This window comes from Streptomyces sp. NPDC013317, assembly GCF_055563155.1.
The window spans coordinates 434,168-452,237 of sequence record NZ_JBVHDX010000004.1 but is presented as its reverse complement, the minus strand read 5'-3'; the positions used below and the strand labels follow the sequence as shown (position 1 = coordinate 452,237).

The following is an 18,070-nucleotide window of genomic DNA, read 5'->3' as shown; positions in this document are numbered from 1 at the left end:
CTCAGCCCTCCCCGCCGTCCTGCGCCCGGAAGACGGGCAGCTCCAGCTCCTCGTCCACGCGGAGGAACTCCAGCCGGACCGGCATCCCGATCCGGACCTTGTCGTACGGCACGCCGACCACGTTGCTGATCATCCGTACTCCTTCGGTCAGTTCGATCAGAGCGACCGCGTACGGGGGGTCGAAGGCCGGGAAGGGCGGGTGGTGCATCACCACGTACGAGAAGACGGTCCCCTCGCCGGCCGCCTCGACGGTGTCCCACTCCGGCGAGCCGCAGGCGTTGCACCCGGGCAGCCAGGGGAGGCGGAGCGCAGCGCAGCCCGCGCAGCGCTGGATGAGCAGCCGGTGCGCGGCGACGCCCTCCCAGAACCCGGCGTTGTCCCGGTTGACCACCGGTCGGGGCCTCCTGGCGGCGGGCGCGCCGCTCCCCTTCGGCCGCGGCGCCGCCGGCGCGTACTTGAGGATCCGGAAGCGGTGGGTGCCCGCGAGCTCGCCGCCTGCGCGGATGTCCATCCGGGTGGTGACGAAGTGTCCCGTCCCGAGCCTGGTGGTCTTGCGCTCCGACACCGACTCGATCACGGCGTCGAAGGTGATCGCGTCCCCCGGTCGCAGCGGCCGCGGGTACTCCTGCTCGCAGTCGGTGGCGACCACGGCGGTGAACCCGGCGTCGTCCAGGAGCCTGAGCAGCTCGTCGTACGCCCCCGCCCGGTCCGTGTGGCCGGAGAGCCCGCCCATCGTCCAGGCCTGCAGCATGGTGGGCGGCGCGACGGCGTCCGGCCCCCGGTACGCCGGGTCGGCGTCCCCCATCGCCTCGCACCAGTGCCTGATCATCGGCTCGTTGACCAGGTCCTTGCCGGCGCCCGCGGTGGCGGCGGGCCGGCCTTCGTACCCCTTCAGCCGCTCGTACAGACCGTCCGTCACCGCCGCCCCCTGCCCTTCATGCCGAGTCGCATCGTCGCGACGATCTCGCGCTGCACCTCGCTCACCCCTCCCCCGAAGGTGTTGATCTGCGCGGCGCGGTTCATCCGCTCGAGCTCACCGCCGTCGAACTCCCCTGGCGATCCCGCTCGCACGAGACCCGCTCCGCCCGCGATCTCCTGACATATTCGGTACACCTCCACCGCCGATTCGGTTCCCGCGAACTTCACGCCGCTGGCGTCTCCCGGAGCCAGCCGGCCCGCCCCCACATCCCCCACCAGACGCCAGTTGAGCAGGCTCGTCGCCGCCAGCCGGGCATGCGCCTCGGCGGCCCGAATCCGTATCCACGGCTCGTCAATGCGACGCCGCCCCGTCACCGGATCGGGTGTACGTGCCCGGCGGAGGGCGGCCTCATAGAAGTCCTCGGCCTGCATGCCGATGGCGGCGAGGGCCACGCGTTCGTGGTTGAGCTGGTTGGTGATCAGACCCCAGCCGCCGTTCTCCTCCCCGACGAGGTTCCCGGCGGGGACGCGGAGGGAGTCGTAGTACGTCGCGGTCGTCGTCAGTCCACCGACCGTCTCGATCGGCGTCCAGGAGAAGCCGGGGGAGTCGGTGGGGACGAGCACGATGGAGATGCCACGGTGCTTGGGCGCCTCGGGGTCGGTGCGGCAGGCAAGCCAGATCCAGTCGGCGTTCTGGGCGTTCGAGGTGAAGATCTTCTGCCCGTCGATCAGCCAGGCGTCGCCGTCCCGCACCGCCTTCGTACGGAGCGAGGCCAGGTCGGTGCCGGCCTCCGGCTCGCTGTAGCCGATGGCGAAGACGGTCTCGCCGCGCAGGATGCGGGGGAGGAAGTACGCCTTCTGCTCCTCGGTCCCGTACTTCATCAGGGTCGGGCCGACGGTGTTGAGCGTGACCATCGAGACGGGGGCACCGGCCCGGTAGGCCTCGTCGAAGAAGACGAACTGCTCGTCGGGGCCGCGGCCCTGGCCGCCGTACTCCGTGGGCCAGCCGAGCCCCAGCATTCCGTCGCCGCCGATGCGGCGGAGCAGCGCGCGCTGCGCGGCGGTGTCGCCGGCGGGCGGCGGACCGTCGGGCATCACGTCGCGGAAGTACGCGCGGAGTTCGGTGCGCAGCCGCAGCTGCCGCTCGGTCGGGGCGAGGTGCACGGCGACGGCCTCCCGGGGGTACGGCTACGTTTTCTGACTGTCCGTCAGATACGGGAGCCGTGTCAAGGTCACGGACGAGGCGAGCGCGCGCCCGGAAACGCGCGGCGGCCCGTACGCCGACGCCTGAGCGCCGTCGCACGGGCCGCTGTTCACCCCGCGGCCGTCCCCCCGCGGTCGCCCCCCCGCGGCCGTCCCCCCGCGGTCGTTCCCCCCGTCGGGCCGGACCCCGGCTGACGGCTAGAACCACCAGGGGTGGAAGTCGACCGTGGCGTTCGACTGGTCGATGGCGGTGAGCCCGGAGCCGTTCACGCTCGCGGTGTTGTTCTGATTGGAGGCACCGGAGCCGGTGGCCACCTGCTGCGTGGTGGTCGAGTTGCCGAAGTTGTCGCCGCCCACGCCGCTGCCGATGATGGAGGCGACGCTCGTGTTCGATCCGTCGTCCGCGAATCCGCCGTTGTCGGCCTGCGCGACGCCGCCGAAGAGAGCGGCGGCCAAGGGCAGCGCGGCGGCAGCGGCGAGAACGCGGGCGGTACGGATGCTTGCCATGTCATTTCCTCCGTGAGCTGAGCTGAAGCTGTCGTGCCGAAGCACTGAAGTACGGCTGATTCCAAGGTAGTTGGCCGACCGCCTCGGTCGTCGTGCTCGACGTCGCGACTCCAGAGTTGCCCACGCGATCCCCGGCGAACCACCCCTCAGCAGCCGATTCCCCCTCAAGCGTGAGGACAAGTCGATAAACCCCCTCCCCAGACCCGAAGGCGCAGCTCACAGGGGTGGGGGCCGGATTTCGCCGCCGGGGCCGCACCCTCGCAACGAGGGAAGCGTTCCGGCAGATTTTCAGCCAATCCTCCCCTCTATCTTTTTTCGAACGGGTGTACGAAACTGAGGTCATGGCCACCTCCGACCGGCGCTCCGCCACCCTGGCCCTGGCCCACGCCCTGTCCGCGGCAGAGCGCGGGCTCCCCGTCATCCCCCTGTCGGCCTCCAAGCTCCCCGCCCTGCGCTCACCCCACCGGCACGAACCGCACCCCGTCGCCTGCCACGGCGAGTGCGGCCGACCCGGGCACGGCGTGCACGACGCGACCAGCGACCCCGGGGCGGTACGGGCACTCTTCGCCGCCGCCCCCTGGGCCACCGGCTACGGCATCGCCTGCGGGCGCCCGCCCCACCACCTCATCGGCGTCGACCTCGACGTCCTGCACGGCGACGCCGCCACGACCGCCACGACCGAGCTGCGCCACCTCGCGCTCCAGCACCTGTTCACGCTGCCGCCCACGGTCACCGTCCTCACTCCGTCCGGCGGCCGCCACCTGTGGCTGACCGGCCCGCCGGACGTCGTCGTCCCGAACTCGGCGAGCCGCCTCGCCCCCGGCATCGACATCCGCGGTGCCGGCGGCTACCTGGTGGGGCCGGGCTCGGTCACCGCCAGGGGCGCGTACCGGCTGGCTCCGGGCAGCGAGCACCTCGATCCCGCGCCCTGCCCGCGCGCCCTCCTCGACCTGATCGCGCCCCCCACCACGCCCTCGTGCCCCCACCACACACCGCCGAGCCCACGCCACGGCCGCGGCCTGATCCACTTCGTCCGCACCGCCCACCAGGGCCAGCGCAACACGCGCCTGTTCTGGGCGGCCTGCCGGGCGTACGAGAACGGCCTCGGCGACGCCCTCGCCGAAGCCCTCATCACGGCGGCGGTCCACACGGGCCTGACCGAACACGAGGCCCGCACGACGATCCTCTCGGCGGCCCGCCTCACCCAGAACGCCCAGTCGGCAGACCCCCCGAACGCCACCGCCTCACGGAGCGACACCCGCCCATGACGAAGGGGCACCCCGAGACCGGGGTGCCCCTTCTGATCAGTACGTTCCCTGATCTGCTGCGGTGGGTGTGGGATTTGAACCCACGGTGACTCGCGCCACGACGGTTTTCAAGAGAGTGCTGCGGGAAGCGTCTCTGGCGCGCCTGACCTGCTCGTTCCCCGCCCTCAGGGCCCTTCGCCGCTTCCGGCGGTCCACGCCTGGTCCACTGCGGCATCATGACCGCCGAACCGTGCTGCCTCTTGGTTCAGTCGAAGCGCAGGGTGGCCCACGACGATCCCGCGACCACGCCCCCGTGATGGGAGCACGCCCCTTGTCTACCAATCGAACCGGAGGGCCACCCATCGCTGCAATGGGCCGGCGCAGGCATCTCGACGCGGGTAACCACCGTGGGAGAACTCTCGATGCGCTGCGCTGCCTCCACAAAGCCGGGGAGGCAATCTTGGTGATCAAGAACTATCTTCGCTGCCTCGCCTGCGAGCTCACGCTTCCGCTCATACGCCGCGGTTATCTCTCCCTCAGTAGCAGTTGTCGCACTCACGCCGCCCAGCGATCGAGGCAGGGACCGTGTCAACTGGAGTCGCAAGAGGCTCTGGTCGAAGCTCAGAACCAGGGGTACTTCCACGTCTCGGGCCTCAGCATCCAGAGCCAATGCCTTCTGCCGATGCGGCTCGCATGCAGCCTCTCGTTCCTGCTCATCCCAGGCCGACAGGCTGCATGAAGCCATCCCCCACAGCATGGCTAGTGTCAGGGAGGACAAGCCGATGATCGCCGCCCATCCTTGTCTGCGTGCCGCCTTTTCAGCCTTGGCCGCTCTTTCCCGCTCGGCCTCGGCGACAGCTTCGCGCTCAGCAGCCGTTGCATGGTGACGGCACCCCTGGCCGATTGCCTGCGGCAGCCGACAAGGAGTCCCCTTCGCGGTACGGCGGCCACAGCGAGGCGCTTTGGCTCGCATCCGAGGGTGACTTCGTCTCCGGGGCACGGCACGAATTGTGGACCATCCACTGCTCTGGTCAAGGGCGCGGCCCCACTCACGGCAGGGAAGCACACCCATACTCGTCAGTCTGACGTAAATCCTGGTCGAACCTAGTCCTAGTTGGCCCTAGCTAGCCGCTGCTCTGCGATGCTGGAGGTCGATCGAGAGGGGCCGCAGCGATGCAGTGGAAGATCCACGGGGAACGTCCGATCTACGAGAACAGCTGGGTGAACCTGTGGCTCACCGACGTCGAGACGCCGGACGGGAACCGCTGGGAGCACCACGTTGTCAAGCTCCGGCACCTGGCCGTGGCCGCCGTGGTCAACGAGCAGCGCGAGGTGCTGATGATGTGGCGGCATCGCTTCATCACGGACGCGTGGGCGTGGGAGCTGCCCATGGGCCTGGTCGAGGAGGGCGAAACACCTGCAGACGCGGCAGCCCGTGAGGTATTGGAGGAGACCGGCTGGCGGCCCGGTCCCATCAAGCCGCTGATCTACGCCGAGCCGGCCAACGGCATCACCGACTCCCAGCACCACGTCTTCCGGGCCGACGGGGCGACGTACGAGGGTCCGCCGACCGAGAAGAACGAGTCAGACCGGATCGAGTGGATTCCGCTGGCCGACGTGCGGGGCATGATCGACCGGCGCGAGATCGTCAGCAGCGGCTCCCTCGTCGGGCTGCTCTACGTCCTCATGGACGAGGCGATCCGCTGACCTGGCGGGGCAGTACCTCCCGGAGCCGGGCCTCGAATGCCACCGCGGCCGGCTCCCGGCGGAAGGGCTCCAGCTGCTCGTAGAACTCCCGCAAGTGGCCGGCGACTCGTTGCGAGCTGACGGCCGCTGCCGGGGCCAGGGCGTCCATGGCCGTGTGGCACGCCTCGTCGAGTTTGCCGCGCTGGAGCTGGGTCCGGGCGAGCCAGAAGGCGTGGAAGGCGCGGCCCCGGTGGTTCGACTGGTGTTCTCGGCGGAGAGCGTCCGCGATGAGGGGTTCGGCGAGGGCGGCTTCGCCCAAACGGCCGTGCGCGATGCCGGTGTCCACGATCAGCTTCGGTTCGTCGAAGTAGGCGACCCAGGCCGGGTCCGGATCGCTGGTGCTGATCCGTCCGAACTGGGTGTGGGCTTCCGAGATCGCGGTGTGGGTGGCGCCGTGGTTGCCGAGGGTGGCGTGGGCGAAGGCTTCGCGCATCGCGAGCATGGCCAACACGCGCGGTGTCGTCCCCGTGGCAGCTCGGGCCTGGTCCTGGGCGGCCGTGACGAGTGCGAGGGCGTCACCGGGCTTGTCCTGGTAGGTAGCCTGAAGGCTCATGCAGGCGAGGACGTTGGCCATGAACTGGCGGTCGTCGATGGCCTTGGCCAGGCCGAGGGATTCGGTGAAGTAGGCGCGTGCCTGGTTGTACTGGCGGGCGTCGAAATAGGTCCATCCGGTGAGCCGGGCCAGCTCGGCCGCGATGCTGTGCAGGCCGTCCCGTAAGGGAGCCGGACGCTGTTCCTTGAGGAGGTCGACGACGTAGCGGAGCTGGCCGACGACCGCCGGCCGTAAGGTCTCGCCGCCGTGCTCGTCGTCCCGGCGCCAGTAGTCCGCGATCGACGAGTGCAGCGCGTCCAGTGTCGACGGGCTGAGATCCCGCTCGGCCGCCAGGGCGAGAATGCTGTCGACATCCGCCCCCGGTAGTCCGGCGGCCAGTGGTTCGACGGCCGAGGTCGGCACCTCAACCGGTTCACGGGGCGTGACCGTCAGGCTGGGCGGCGTCTCCCAGGAGCGTCGGGCAAGTCCGAGCATGTGTCCGGGGATGCGCAGTCCATCCGAGATCCGTTCGATCACGTCCATGTGCAGCAACTGCCGCCGTCCGGCAATCACCTCGCCCACGCGGCTCGGGGTCAGGTCGCAGCGGCGCGCGACCATCGACGGATAGATGCCTGCTCGTGCCTTGACCAGCTGAAAGATGCGGCCGAAGTCTCTGGCCTGGCATGCCTCGATCATCACTGGGTCCGTGAGCAGGCTGACCGGGAGTTCCTTCGAGCGAGATGGCTCGGGCATCGGGCACGCTCCGGCATGAGGACTACGGATCGCTGCACTTGGTCAACCGAGGGTGATGTTACCCAAGTTGGGTAATCCGCTTGGCCTTTCTGGCCGGGTCTGCGGATCGCGATGCTCCTGGCCATGGCGAACGGACAGGACGACGTACGGATGACGCTGCGGGTCTCCCGCGACTCCGGCCAGACGTGGGGGCCTCTCACGGAGGTACGTGTGGGTGAGGACCCGGTGGTCCCGGAGAACCCGGGCCGCTACCCGCCCTGCGTCTGCCCCCGGTGCTCGCAGCAGGCCCGGAATGCCGTCGCGTCCTTCCGGATGGTGTCGTGATGCGTTGCGCGCACTGGCGCCGGGTGCCCCTCGACCTGGCACGGGAAGCACGGGAGAAGTCGGCCGCCCCGTACATCGACAGGGCCGTGCAGTGCCAGCTGTCCGCGCACGACGAAGGTGAGCACTTCGGTCTCCTCACCGACGCCGGCGCGTACGGGACCGCGCTGTGGCTCCGCTGGCACGCGGTGGACGAGGCGGAACTTGTCGTACTGCCGGACTGCCCGGTGGCCGCCCCGGGTCCTGACGGTGAGGGCTGCTGTCTGTTCACCGACCACGCCGAGCAGCACACCTGGGAAGACGCCCTGGAGGAGGTCTCGTGCCCCAACTGATCGCGAGCCCGCACAAGACCCGGCGCCCTCGCTCGCCTCGCAACGAACAGTGCGGGGACTGCGGTGGCAGCGGCGCCGACTCGTCCGGCAAGACCTGCGGCACCTGCAACGGCCTGGGCGAGATCCACTGCCGCGCCGGTCGCCAGGAGTCCCACTCGCTGTCCCGCTCCGTGATCCGGAAGGAGGGCCACCGATGGCCCACGCTCTGATCGCCTCCCCGTTCCTCGACGGGCACCTTCTCCTCAAGCCAGGAGCAAGGGCCGGCGCCCGAATCTCCGCCGACCACTACGAGGGCCTGCGCCAGGCCGCCACCGACGGTGAGCCGCTGCCCGACTGGGCGGTGCAGACCGCCGCCGACGTGTGGGGCCTGGGCCTGGGCGGTCAGCCCACGCAGGGCACAGTGCTGGTGCGTGAGCCGTCCCCGTACGGCTACTGCCGGGCCTCCTGGGAGATCAACCTCGGCTGCAACTTCGGCTGCAAGCACTGCTACCTCGGCGAGCGCCCCTTCTCCGGGCTCGCTTGGGAGGACAAGGTGCGGCTGCTGGACATCATGCGCGAGGCCGGTGTCCTCTGGCTCCAGATCACCGGCGGCGAGCCCACCATGGATCCCCACTTCCAGGGCGCCTACCGGTACGCCTGGCAGGCCGGGATGATGCTCACCATCTCCACCAACGGCTCGCTGCTCTGGCGGCCGGACCTCCTCAATCTCTTCCGCGACTGCCCGCCGTACCGCCTGGTGGTCAGCATGTACGGAGCGAGCGAGGAGTCCTTCGACACGCTCACCCAGCGCCGCGGGGCGTGGAAGGCGTTCCGGCGCGGCATGGACGCCGCTCGTGAGGCGGGGCTGCCGCTGCGGATCAACGTCGTGGTGACCGAGGACAACGCCTCCGAGGCCGACGAGATGGCCGCCCTCGCCGATGAGTGGGACGTCGAGAACCACGCGTACACGAACATGACGCCCACGATCTACGGCGGCGGAGAGCCGCTGCTCGCCCAGTCCGCCGCCCACCTGCGGCAGCGCAAGCCGTTCGCCGGCTGCAACGCGGGACACACCTTCTTCCACGCCGACCCGCACGCCAAGGTCTCGATCTGCAAGGTCGGCCGCGACGACCAGATCGACCTGATGGCCGAGGGCATCGACGGCCTCACCCGGCTCGGCGCCATCGCCGACCACCTCATGCTTCGCACCGGTGGGTGCGAGGGCTGCGCCCTGTCCGGCACCTGCCGGGTCTGCCGCCCCCTGGCCAAGCACTACCAGGAGGCGAAGGCGCCGCTGCACAGCTACTGCCAGCACGGAGACAAGGAGAACGCCTCATGACCCCGCCCGTACCGGTGACCATCCTCCCCGGCCCGCCGGCCTCGGCCCGCCGCGCGGCCCCGCCCGTCGCGACCGCGTCGATCACCGCAGTCCAGGACCTCGACGTGATCGTGGAGAGCGCGGAGTGCTCCTGCGACGCCGGTGACGACAACCCCCACTGACCGACACGATCCGGTCAACTCCGTTCAGGCCCCGGCGCACTCGCGTCGGGGCCTGAGCCCTGCCCGTCCCACCATTAGGGTGCCGCTCATGTTCTTCCGCTGGGACTGGCTCCGGCCCCAACTGACCGCGCCGATCGTGCCGACTCTCGGTCCCGTACACCCCGATGCCCTGACCGTCGGCATCTTCGAGGACACCCTGCGAGCGGCCGACACCGGAGACTTCCTGCCCTACGACAAGGACCGGCGCTGGGGCGGCGAGAAGGACGAGAAAGTCCTCCGCGAAGACGTGGTTCACCAGCCCGAGCACACCCTCATCCCCACTCTCACCCGGCGCGGACGCGGCACTGTGAAGGTCTTCGCCTACGGGCTCCGCGACACCATCGTGGATGAGGCCGCCGAGCTGGCCGCCAAGCTCGCCGCCGCGCACGACGTGGTCAACGCCCGGGTCGTACGCCCCCTCGGCCCCGAGACCACGCACCCGCGCGGTACCCGCATCCAGCTGAAGGACTTCGCTGCCGGCCCCTGCCCCGATCCCGGCGGTCCGGTCCGCCCCGTGACCGACTGGCTGGCCACTGTGCAGAACACCTTCGCCCCGTTCGCCGAGGCCATGGCGGGCGATGGCCTGGCCTTCCTCCACACGCAGATGCAGACCGGCCAGTGCGGCCCGGTCCTCGCCGCCGCCATCGAAAACCGCATCGTGGGCGCGATCGGCCCCATGGAAGTGCGCCCCGATGCAATCGGCCGCCCCCAGCTCATGCCCCAGTACTTCGCTGTCCTGCCCGAGGCCCGAGGCCGGGGACTAGGTCGCGTCTTGTGGCGGGCCGCGATGCACTGGGGCCAGGCCCATGGCGCCGCCTACCAGCTCCTCCAGACCGAGGTCGACGGCCCCTCTGACCGGCTGTGCCAGGCCGAAGGACTGACCTCCCTCGGCTTCACCCACACCACAGCGGCGTAACCGCCGGTTCCAGGACGCCGCGAGGTCACAACCTGTCCAGTGCCTTTCGGGTGATCCACTCATCACCGCGCCTCGTCACCATCGATCCGTGTGTTGTAGGCGTACGTGATGTACGTCGTCGCGGCCTGAGAGATGATCTCCGTCATGACGAACGGGGCGGCCGGGGCAGGCTCAGGCAGCGACGAGGCCGACGCCTGGCGCGCACGATTGGGCTGGGCGTTCGGCCTCATAGCCGACGATCCCGCTGAGCGACAGGCGGCACTCGCGCATCTGGATGGGGCCCGGAGGAATGCCTGGGCTGCTCTCGATCGATCGAACGAGCTGTGGCATCTCACGAGGCCGCTGGGGCCGGAGGAGCAGTATCAGGAGCCGGCCTTCAAGCGGGCGCGCGAGGTGTACGCAGACATGTGTAGCCATTCCCTGCCCGAAGGACTGTGGGTGGGCGAGGGCGCCCGCGGGCCGAGTCTGCCCTATGCGCTTCTCTTCCTGGAGTGGGAAGCGCGGTTCCCCCGCGAGTGGACAGAGCATGCAAAGGCGTGGGGCACTAAACAGTCGCTCATCCGCCGCATGGCCGTTGCCGACCATGATCAGCCGACCAGGGCGAAGCTCATCGACCTCGTCGAGATCGTCGTCCAGCGGGCCTATCGCTGCAAGGACCGCGAGTACGTTCGCGTCGCACGAGCAGTCGACGGTGAGGATCTCCGCCACAGGCTCGGCACGGCCGCCGCCTCGGACAACCCATGGGCACGCCTTCACGCTGGCTATGTCCTCCGGCTTCTCGATCGCCCTGAGGTGCCGAACACGCGCCACGTTTGGCGAACGTGGGTCGCGAAAGCGTCCGGAAGGCAGCGTGGCTTCTCCGGTCCCTGCGGATAGTTCCGGGCTCCGGCACGCACCCGTCCCCCGTGCTCCCGGCGCCCGCCCTGAGTGTCGGAGCCTTCACGCGCCAACCACCGCCCACGCTCTGGCCGTTCGCTCATGCAGGCGCGGGTTTCCACGCGGCCGGCCGGAGCGGCTTTGGCCGGTGTCCTGTTCGGGTTGGGGTCGGGCATGTTCAGGGGGCCGTACGCTGGCCCGGCAACTCGGGCAGGCTTTGCCCCTGCCCGGAATTTGAACGAGTGGCCCCCTGGACTTGCCCGACGCGGGCCCCGGCCCGAACAGGTGGGTAAAGCCGTGGAGGCCGGCCGCCCCAGCCACAGCTGGTTGAACGGCAATCCACGGTGATCGGTGCGGACTTGGCATGCGTCCCGCTCCTCCTGGCCGCGCTCGCCGTCGGGCGACTGGCAGGGTTCTTCGCGGGTCTGGCCGCCCGCTTCTCGGGCTTTTGCGGCGCGAGCGGGCGGGGGCCGTCGCAGGCGGTGGCGCCACCGACCGACGAGCAGCGCAGGGCAATCGCAGCGTGGGCAGCCACCCAGCACGTACGGGTACCACGGGTTCGGCAGCGTGGCGACGAGATCGCCGACCTCATCCTGAAGATGCAGGTTGCTATAGGTGGAAAACCCCAAGCTCGTGAAGCCCTGGAGAAGGTCGAAGGGCGAGAGGTAACGGACGAGGAAGTGGAAGACTGGTGGGAGGAGATGACCGACTTCGATTCCTACCACGTCACCCAGCACCCGAACAGTCACCTGAGGCTGATGAGCAATCTCATACCTCGTACTGCACGGCACTTCTTTTAGCCTCCCTTGGGGGCTAATCCGATTCTCACGCAAGGCCCTCATCACACAGCCGATGACCCAATCGTCCTTAATCCACGTGATGGGGCCAGCCCGTACGAGGGTGTCGGGCTGGCGACGGCAGAGAGCTTCTTGGTTCCACTTGATCGTCGCGTGGCACTCGTCATCAACAACACGTTGGATGTCGACGACTACGAAATAGAGCCCACCGCGTTCATGGCAAACCAGATCAATCAGATGGTCGCACTCAACGCCCACCGTGCGATCTTCCATCACCCTGACGATCGGCCACTTGACCGTTTGGTAATCCCGGAACCGTCAGACCGTGAGACGAATCCCTCCAGCGGTCCGCGAGACTTCCTCATGCCGGACGGTTGGCCGGCGCCAGGATCCAGAAACACCTAAGGCTTCCACGACCAAGTAAGCCCGACTGCTCTAACATCCCGCCATCCATCAGCCTCGACAGCCGTAGTCAGCGGGGCTGCAGGCGTTGGCGTGCCGTTAGGCGACGCCGGGGCGGAGATCCTGCCTGTCCAGGACACGCAGCTCAATCCCAGCTTTCCCGCAGAGGCTCCGCGCAAATTCACGAGTCCGCTCAGGCACTACGTCGACCGCTGCCAGGATATGAACATCCCGCGCGCAGACGAACGCTGAGGTCGATATCGCGTCGCACTTGCTCCTCAGTGAACTCTGAGGCGCTCGTCTTGATCTCACCGGCCATCACTTTTCCGCCGCAGATACCAAAGACGTCGACCTCGACAGACTTAGACTGTCCAGGGAAATACAGGTCTGCCCCGGGAAGGAAAGAAGACAACGGTTCGGCCTTCGCCAGGGCCGCAATCACCATCAAGTGGGGGAACACCCCCTGGTCGACGGCACGGTCGACAAGGGAGTCGAGCCGGTAAAAGATCGAGAGTGTTGACGGGTCTGCAGTGTAGGTCGCCGAAGCAGAACATCCTGGACAAGAAGCCACTGAGCCCGCGTCGCTCATGAGAACAAAGTTGCCCAGACCGCAGCGCGGACACACAACCTTCAGCCCCCGCTCTGCCCAGCCTAGAGCACACAGCCTCTCAGCAACTACGACACGCATCGGGCTAGGTACGTTCTCCAATTGCTGGGCTGGGAGATAGCGGCGCTCTGTTCGACTACCCCAGCGCACGGCCAGTTCAGCCAAGCTATCGTCGATACTCCCCTGCGCGACCAAGGCTTTCAGTTCTTTTGTCAGCGTTTTCGATCGAGGCGTCATCAGGGATACCAACGCTTCGAACATTCCAGGTTCCAGCAGAACGGAAAGATCACTGGTCTCTTGGAGGGCAATACCCATTCGCCCTTTGTCAGACGGCCGATGCCGATCAGTCACATCATCCAGCACCTGTTCACGCGCCTGACGAAGCGAAGGCACAAGCAAATCAAAGTGATATGAATTCTGGGCGACGGCCCTAAGTTGGATGCTGTCCCGGCTCCAGGTGGCGTGCTGGTGCACAAGCGTAGCCACGGAGGAGCGTCGGGGGAGCCCGTCAAACGGCCTCCCAAAGAAACGTAGAAGCGCGCCTCCAGCACCGTCGAAGGTCACCGAGGAAGGGAAACGCACTCTACTACCAGTGGCGAATACGTGGATGTCTACCGGCGAGACCTGACCATGTTCACGTTCCAAGGCGACGAATTGCTGCACCTCCAGATTAAACCGGCATGTGAACGGGGCCTGCCGTTGCTCGGGAGTGGGCCACCTATGCCCCACCTTCAACTGGTCTTCGGTGGGCTCCAGCCCTAGGACCTGTGCTACAGCCTCCAACCGGTCTTGCTCCACTCCACCGCTGACAAGGATCGCATCGGGAGAGAACTCGGCCGGTCGGCCCAGAACTCGGGCAAGCTGGTTCTCGAAGCCGATCCAGTGCTGCACATCGTCAACAGGCAAAAGGATCATTGGAGCGTGATTGAACGTCAGGGGTCGCAAGGCCCGAACGTTCCAGAAGGCGAGGCAGTCATCAAAGTCGTCAGGAGTGGTCACCCAGATCACGGCGGGTGTTTCTCCAGGAACCCCTCTGACCTGGTATTCGCCAGCCTGGGCTGCAGTCTGCTGCAGAAGCGTACCCACGATGTCGAGCTGGGCACGGCCGATCTCATCACTGCTGCGAGGCCGACGAACCGGCAGAGAGGAACGCTGCATCTCGGCGAAAGCCTCATCATTCAGATCGCCGGCGGCAACGGCCTCCCAAAGACTGCCTCCTTCTCTTGCCAGCACATGCGTCCAACCAGGTTGGCTGCGCGCGGTGTGGCTGGGGTGGCAGGTGAAGCGAGTGGCGCCATCGCGGTCCACCCGAGCAAGAGGTACACAATCTAGGTCTAGCTGCGTGGCAGCATGCTTAGCCTGCTCGTCAGAGAGATCGACGTTCACGGCTCCGACGGCCCCTGACAGCTCTACAACCTGGCGGTATCCCGGCTGCACGGTCCCGTCCGTTAGCACCTCAATGATCGGCTCGGTCAAGCCACCCCACCGGGTACTTGCCTCTTGGATCGCTCGCCGGAAGCCCTCTGAGCTACCTTCCCTGATCAAATACACGGCTCGGGCTGGCAAAACCGCAGCCTGCATGGCCATCTGACCTCGGTACTCCATCTGCCCACACGAGCAGCATCCCATCGCTACCATCCGAACCGCCTCGGGTTTGGCAACACAAACGTTGGCATGGCTTCCCGTGACACGAGAAGGCTTAGCTCGGGTGGGTGGTCCACGCCTGGTCCACACACCATGATCCAAAGCAGTACACGGGCGGGTCAGGGTGAGACAGGCCCTCATGACAAAGGGGTGCCCCTGGTCGGGACACCCCTTCTGGTCAGCACGTTCTCTGACCGGCTGCGGTGGGTGTGGGATTTGAACCCACGGTGACTCGCGCCACGACGGTTTTCAAGACCGTTCCCTTAGGCCGCTCGGGCAACCCACCCACGCCCCGCCTCACCTGCTGCGGAGCGGCTACAGCCTACCGGGTGGCGGGATCCGGCGGGGATGGACGGGCGGTGCGGGCCCACGGGGCCTCCGCGAGAGCGCGGCACGGTCGTCCGTCGGTCCGCGGCCGAGCGGGTCCTGGAGCAAGTGCCCCCGCGCCCGGTCCTGTTCAGGACGGCGCGGGGGCGGCTCAGCGGGTCAGTTGTCGCCCGTGCGTTCGCCGAGGGTGACCGTGGTGGTCGCCTCCTTGCCGTCGCGCTGGTAGGTCAGCTTGATCGAGTCGCCCGACTTGTGCGTCCAGATCTCGCTGATCAGCGTCGGGCCGCTGTCGATCTGGCGGTCGCCGAAGCCCGTGATCACATCGCCGGGCTTCAGGCCCGCCTGCGCCGCCGGACCGTTCGGGACGACGGCCGGCGTACCGCCCGCGCCCTCGTCGGCGATCGTGGCGCCCTCGCCCTTCTCCGTCATGTTCACCGTCGCGCCGATCACCGGGTAGACCGGCTTGCCCGTCTTGATCAGCTGCTCGGCCACGTTCTTGGCCTGGTTGACCGGGATGGCGAAGCCGAGGCCGATCGAGCCCGCCTGGGTCTGGCCGAGGCCGTTGCCGGTCGACTGGATCGCCGAGTTGATGCCGATCACCGAGCCGTTCGCGTCCAGCAGCGGGCCGCCGGAGTTGCCCGGGTTGATCGAGGCGTCCGTCTGCAGGGCGCTCATGTACGAATTGCCGCCGCCCGACCCGTCTCCCGAGGCCACCGGGCGATTCTTGGCGCTGATGATGCCCGTCGTCACCGTGTTCGACAGACCGAAGGGCGCGCCGATGGCGATCGTCGAGTCGCCCACCGCGACCTTGTCGGAGTCGCCGAGCGCGAGCGGAGTCAGCCCCTCCGGCGCCTTCTTCAGCTTCAGGACGGCCACGTCGTAGCCCTCCGCGCGGCCCACGACCTCCGCGTCGTACGTCTTGCCGTTCGAGAAGGTCGCCGAGAGCGTGCCGCCCTCCGCCGCCGACGCCACCACGTGGTTGTTGGTGACGATGTGGCCTTCCTTGTCGTAGACGAAGCCGGTGCCCGTACCGCCCGCGCCCTCGCTCTCACCGCCGGCGCCGCCGGACTTCGCCTGGATGGTGACGACGCTCGGCAGCGCCTTGCCCGCCACCGCCGCGACCGTGCCCGGGTCGCGCTTGAAGGACGCCGGGGAGTCGCCGGCGGCGACCGTCGTCGAGCTGATCGACTCGTCGCCGCGCTCGGCAGCCCAGTAACCGATGCCGCCGCCGACGCCACCGGCCACCAGCGCCGCGACGAGGACCGCCGCGACCAGGCCGCCGGTCCGCTTGCGGGGAGCCTGCGGGGCGGGCGGAACGGGCGCGCCCCAGGCCGGCACGGCCGGCGGAGGCGGCGGCCAGCCACCGGCCCCGGCCGCGGGGGCGGCCTGGGCGGGGGGCTGGACATGCGCGTGCGCCTGGGTCTGGGCCTCGGAGTGCGCATGGGGCCGGGGCTCGGGGTGCGCGGAGGTCTCTGCCTCGGGGTGCACACGCGGCTGGGGCTGGGTGTGCGCCTGGGTGTCCGCCGCGCTCTGGGCACTCTCCGCCGCCGGCTCGGGAGCGGCGGGCGGGGCGACGGGGGGCATGGGAGGGGCGGGAGGGGCGGACGGGGCACTCGGGTCCGCCGGAACCTCGGTGCCCTCGTTCTCGGTGCTCACAGCTCTCTCCTCGTTCACTGCACGGGTGGATGCCATCTCTAGGGTGCTGCGAACAGCTTTTCCCACAGGCCGTCAGGCCACTGTAAGACGGAGCTGTGCATCCGCACCCCATTCTTTATATACGGACAGAACGGACGCGGTCCGATACGTCCGCCCCGCCAATGGCACCATGACGCGGTGACCCACGCACGGCAGCACCCCCGGCCGCACCCGAACCCCGCCCCTGTCCAGGTGGTGGCGCACCGCGGAGCCTCCGAAGACGCCCCGGAGCACACCCTCGCCGCCTACGTGAAGGCCATCGAGGACGGCGCCGACGCCCTCGAGTGCGACGTCCGGCTCACCGCCGACGGCCACCTCGTCTGCGTCCACGACCGCCGCGTCGACCGCACCTCCAACGGCCGCGGCGCCGTCTCCGCCCTGGAGCTCGCGGACCTCGCCGCCCTGGACTTCGGCACCTGGAGAGGCCGGGACGAGGCGGGCGAGAGCCCGGACTGGAAGGACTCCGGACTCACCTCCGTACTCACCCTCGAACGCCTCCTGGAGCTCGTCTCCGACGCCGGGCGCCGCATAGAGCTGGCCATCGAGACCAAGCACCCCACCCGCTGGGCCGGCCAGGTCGAGGAGCGGCTGCTCCACCTGCTCAAGCGCTTCGGCCTCGCGGAGCCGGAGGCCCCCGAGGACTCTCCCGTACGGGTCATGAGCTTCTCGGCGCGCTCGCTCTCCCGGATCGCGACCGCCGCGCCGACCCTGCCCACCGTCTCACTGGCACAGTTCGTCACCCCCCGACTGCGGGACGGAAGGCTGCCCGCGGGCGCGCGGATCGCCGGACCGTCCATCCGGATCGTCCGCCACCACCCCGCCGTGATCCTTCGCCTCCAGAAGGCCGGTCACCAGGTCCACGTATGGACGGTGGACGAACCGGAGGACGTCGAACTCTGCGAGCGGCTCGGCGTGGACGCGATCATCACCAACCGACCCAAGCAGGTGCTGTCCCAGTTGGGTCGCCTTTGATCCCATTTGCCTCCCCACTCGTTTCCCTCCTTCCCACCCGTCACACGGCTAACAGGGAGTGCACCGGCGCGTTCGGTCCGTACTCGATCGTCACGAGTGCGTCACCGCACGCTCATGAGGCGGTTTCCGGTCCAGGCCATCGGGGCATCCACACCGTGGCGTGGGGCAAAGGAGGTCTCGGGGGTGGCGTTTGTGGTGGCACAGGAGGTGCCCACGTCGTCGAGCATGGCCGTACCCCATGGCCCTGCGGGCGTGGGTGAGGCGAGACACCGTATGCGGGAGCAGTTGAGCCGCAGCGGGATGTCCGAATCGGTCGTCGACGATGCGGTACTGATCCTTTCCGAGCTGCTCAGCAACGCCTGCCGGCACGGCAGGCCGCTGGGGCGGGCGGAGGTGGGCGACGGGGACGTCCGTGCGGCCTGGCGCGTCGATCCGTCGGGTGGTCTGACGGTCGAGGTGACGGACGGCGGTGGCCCGACGCGGCCTGTTCCGTCGACGCCCTCGGTCACCGCGCGCGGCGGCCGCGGGCTGAACATCATCAGTGCGCTGGCCCAGGACTGGGGCGTACGGGACAACGCGGCCGGCGAGGTGACGGTCTGGGTGGTCGTGACCGAAGGCCATCGCCGCGAGGACTTCGCGGCGCGGGTCGGCGGCGGCCAGGGCTTCGAGTTCCTGGACGCTTACGACGACCTGGACTGACCCGGTCCCCGGGTCCCCGGCGGCACCGCGACCGCGCCCCGGGCGGGCCACACGCGGA

19 protein-coding genes and 1 tRNA gene are annotated in these 18,070 nt (G+C 68.7%); 13 read left to right on the top strand and 7 right to left on the bottom strand.

What is annotated here, in order from left to right; all coding sequences use genetic code 11:
* Nucleotide 1: 1 nt before the first annotated feature.
* The 3 genes from ACZ3IJ_RS14780 to ACZ3IJ_RS14770 form a co-directional block, all read right to left on the bottom strand.
* Entirely contained in the window at nt 2–919 is a 918-nt protein-coding gene (locus ACZ3IJ_RS14780) for a bifunctional MaoC family dehydratase N-terminal/OB-fold nucleic acid binding domain-containing protein (RefSeq protein ID WP_467468143.1), read from the bottom strand.
* On the bottom strand, nt 916–2,082 hold the full coding sequence (locus ACZ3IJ_RS14775; RefSeq protein ID WP_467468141.1) for an acyl-CoA dehydrogenase family protein: 1,167 nt from the start codon (nt 2,080–2,082) through the stop codon (nt 916–918). Before ACZ3IJ_RS14775 ends, ACZ3IJ_RS14780 begins: the two co-directional genes overlap by 4 nt.
* 237 nt (nt 2,083–2,319) lie before the next feature.
* Nucleotides 2,320–2,628: a hypothetical protein gene (locus ACZ3IJ_RS14770; RefSeq protein WP_467468139.1), complete on the bottom strand. Its 309-nt coding sequence runs from the start codon at nt 2,626–2,628 to the stop codon at nt 2,320–2,322.
* 341 nt (nt 2,629–2,969) lie between these two features.
* Between ACZ3IJ_RS14770 and ACZ3IJ_RS14765 the strand changes: the two genes are divergently transcribed.
* The gene (locus ACZ3IJ_RS14765; RefSeq protein ID WP_467468137.1) at nt 2,970–3,896 is read left to right on the top strand and encodes a bifunctional DNA primase/polymerase; all 927 of its coding nucleotides are present in this window, start codon (nt 2,970–2,972) and stop codon (nt 3,894–3,896) included.
* Nucleotides 3,897–5,048: 1,152 nt separating this feature from the next.
* Nucleotides 5,049–5,582, top strand: a complete 534-nt coding sequence (locus tag ACZ3IJ_RS14760; protein WP_467468135.1) for an NUDIX hydrolase — start codon at nt 5,049–5,051, stop codon at nt 5,580–5,582.
* Here ACZ3IJ_RS14760 and ACZ3IJ_RS14755 read toward each other — a convergent pair.
* Nucleotides 5,560–6,906, bottom strand: coding sequence for a hypothetical protein (locus ACZ3IJ_RS14755; RefSeq protein WP_467468133.1), 1,347 nt, complete (start codon nt 6,904–6,906; stop codon nt 5,560–5,562). The two genes, ACZ3IJ_RS14760 and ACZ3IJ_RS14755, sit on opposite strands and share 23 nt — an antisense overlap.
* A gap of 123 nt (nt 6,907–7,029) precedes the next feature.
* Between ACZ3IJ_RS14755 and ACZ3IJ_RS14750 the strand changes: the two genes are divergently transcribed.
* The 9 genes from ACZ3IJ_RS14750 to ACZ3IJ_RS14710 all read left to right on the top strand — a co-directional run bounded on the left by ACZ3IJ_RS14750 (nt 7,030) and on the right by ACZ3IJ_RS14710 (nt 12,071).
* Nucleotides 7,030–7,230 (top strand): hypothetical protein, encoded by a 201-nt coding sequence (locus ACZ3IJ_RS14750; RefSeq protein ID WP_184931167.1) that lies wholly within the window; start codon nt 7,030–7,032, stop codon nt 7,228–7,230.
* Nucleotides 7,230–7,559 carry a hypothetical protein gene (locus tag ACZ3IJ_RS14745; protein ID WP_382655846.1) on the top strand — a complete coding sequence of 110 codons (330 nt, stop codon included), beginning with the start codon at nt 7,230–7,232 and terminating at the stop codon, nt 7,557–7,559. Before ACZ3IJ_RS14750 ends, ACZ3IJ_RS14745 begins: the two co-directional genes overlap by 1 nt.
* Nucleotides 7,547–7,768: a hypothetical protein gene (locus ACZ3IJ_RS14740; RefSeq protein ID WP_467468131.1), complete on the top strand. Its 222-nt coding sequence runs from the start codon at nt 7,547–7,549 to the stop codon at nt 7,766–7,768. Before ACZ3IJ_RS14745 ends, ACZ3IJ_RS14740 begins: the two co-directional genes overlap by 13 nt.
* Nucleotides 7,753–8,877 (top strand): radical SAM protein, encoded by a 1,125-nt coding sequence (locus ACZ3IJ_RS14735; RefSeq protein ID WP_467468129.1) that lies wholly within the window; start codon nt 7,753–7,755, stop codon nt 8,875–8,877. The genes ACZ3IJ_RS14740 and ACZ3IJ_RS14735 overlap by 16 nt, the downstream gene beginning before the upstream one ends.
* Entirely contained in the window at nt 8,874–9,038 is a 165-nt protein-coding gene (locus tag ACZ3IJ_RS14730) for a hypothetical protein (RefSeq protein ID WP_162952559.1), read from the top strand. The genes ACZ3IJ_RS14735 and ACZ3IJ_RS14730 overlap by 4 nt, the downstream gene beginning before the upstream one ends.
* Before the next feature lie 88 nt (nt 9,039–9,126).
* Nucleotides 9,127–9,993, top strand: a complete 867-nt coding sequence (locus ACZ3IJ_RS14725; protein ID WP_467468127.1) for a GNAT family N-acetyltransferase — start codon at nt 9,127–9,129, stop codon at nt 9,991–9,993.
* Nucleotides 9,994–10,137: 144 nt separating this feature from the next.
* Complete coding sequence (locus ACZ3IJ_RS14720) at nt 10,138–10,869, top strand: hypothetical protein (protein WP_467468125.1); 732 nt, start codon at nt 10,138–10,140, stop codon at nt 10,867–10,869.
* 344 nt (nt 10,870–11,213) lie between these two features.
* Entirely contained in the window at nt 11,214–11,669 is a 456-nt protein-coding gene (locus ACZ3IJ_RS14715) for a hypothetical protein (protein WP_467468123.1), read from the top strand.
* A gap of 6 nt (nt 11,670–11,675) precedes the next feature.
* Nucleotides 11,676–12,071: a DUF4238 domain-containing protein gene (locus tag ACZ3IJ_RS14710; RefSeq protein WP_467468121.1), complete on the top strand. Its 396-nt coding sequence runs from the start codon at nt 11,676–11,678 to the stop codon at nt 12,069–12,071.
* 190 nt (nt 12,072–12,261) lie between these two features.
* Here the strand turns inward: ACZ3IJ_RS14710 and ACZ3IJ_RS14705 are convergent, their stop codons facing one another.
* The 3 genes from ACZ3IJ_RS14705 to ACZ3IJ_RS14695 form a co-directional block, all read right to left on the bottom strand.
* Nucleotides 12,262–14,151, bottom strand: coding sequence for a hypothetical protein (locus ACZ3IJ_RS14705; protein ID WP_467468119.1), 1,890 nt, complete (start codon nt 14,149–14,151; stop codon nt 12,262–12,264).
* Between the two features lie 369 nt (nt 14,152–14,520).
* Nucleotides 14,521–14,605: transfer RNA gene (locus tag ACZ3IJ_RS14700), tRNA-Ser, on the bottom strand.
* Nucleotides 14,606–14,805: 200 nt separating this feature from the next.
* Nucleotides 14,806–16,302, bottom strand: coding sequence for a S1C family serine protease (locus tag ACZ3IJ_RS14695; RefSeq protein ID WP_467468117.1), 1,497 nt, complete (start codon nt 16,300–16,302; stop codon nt 14,806–14,808).
* A 177-nt stretch (nt 16,303–16,479) separates the two neighbouring features.
* Between ACZ3IJ_RS14695 and ACZ3IJ_RS14690 the strand changes: the two genes are divergently transcribed.
* A complete protein-coding gene (locus tag ACZ3IJ_RS14690; RefSeq protein WP_467468116.1) occupies nt 16,480–17,313 on the top strand; it encodes a glycerophosphodiester phosphodiesterase in 834 nt (277 codons plus the stop codon).
* A 96-nt stretch (nt 17,314–17,409) separates the two neighbouring features.
* On the top strand, nt 17,410–18,012 hold the full coding sequence (locus ACZ3IJ_RS14685) for an ATP-binding protein (protein WP_467468114.1): 603 nt from the start codon (nt 17,410–17,412) through the stop codon (nt 18,010–18,012).
* The last annotated feature ends 58 nt before the right edge of the window (nt 18,013–18,070 follow it).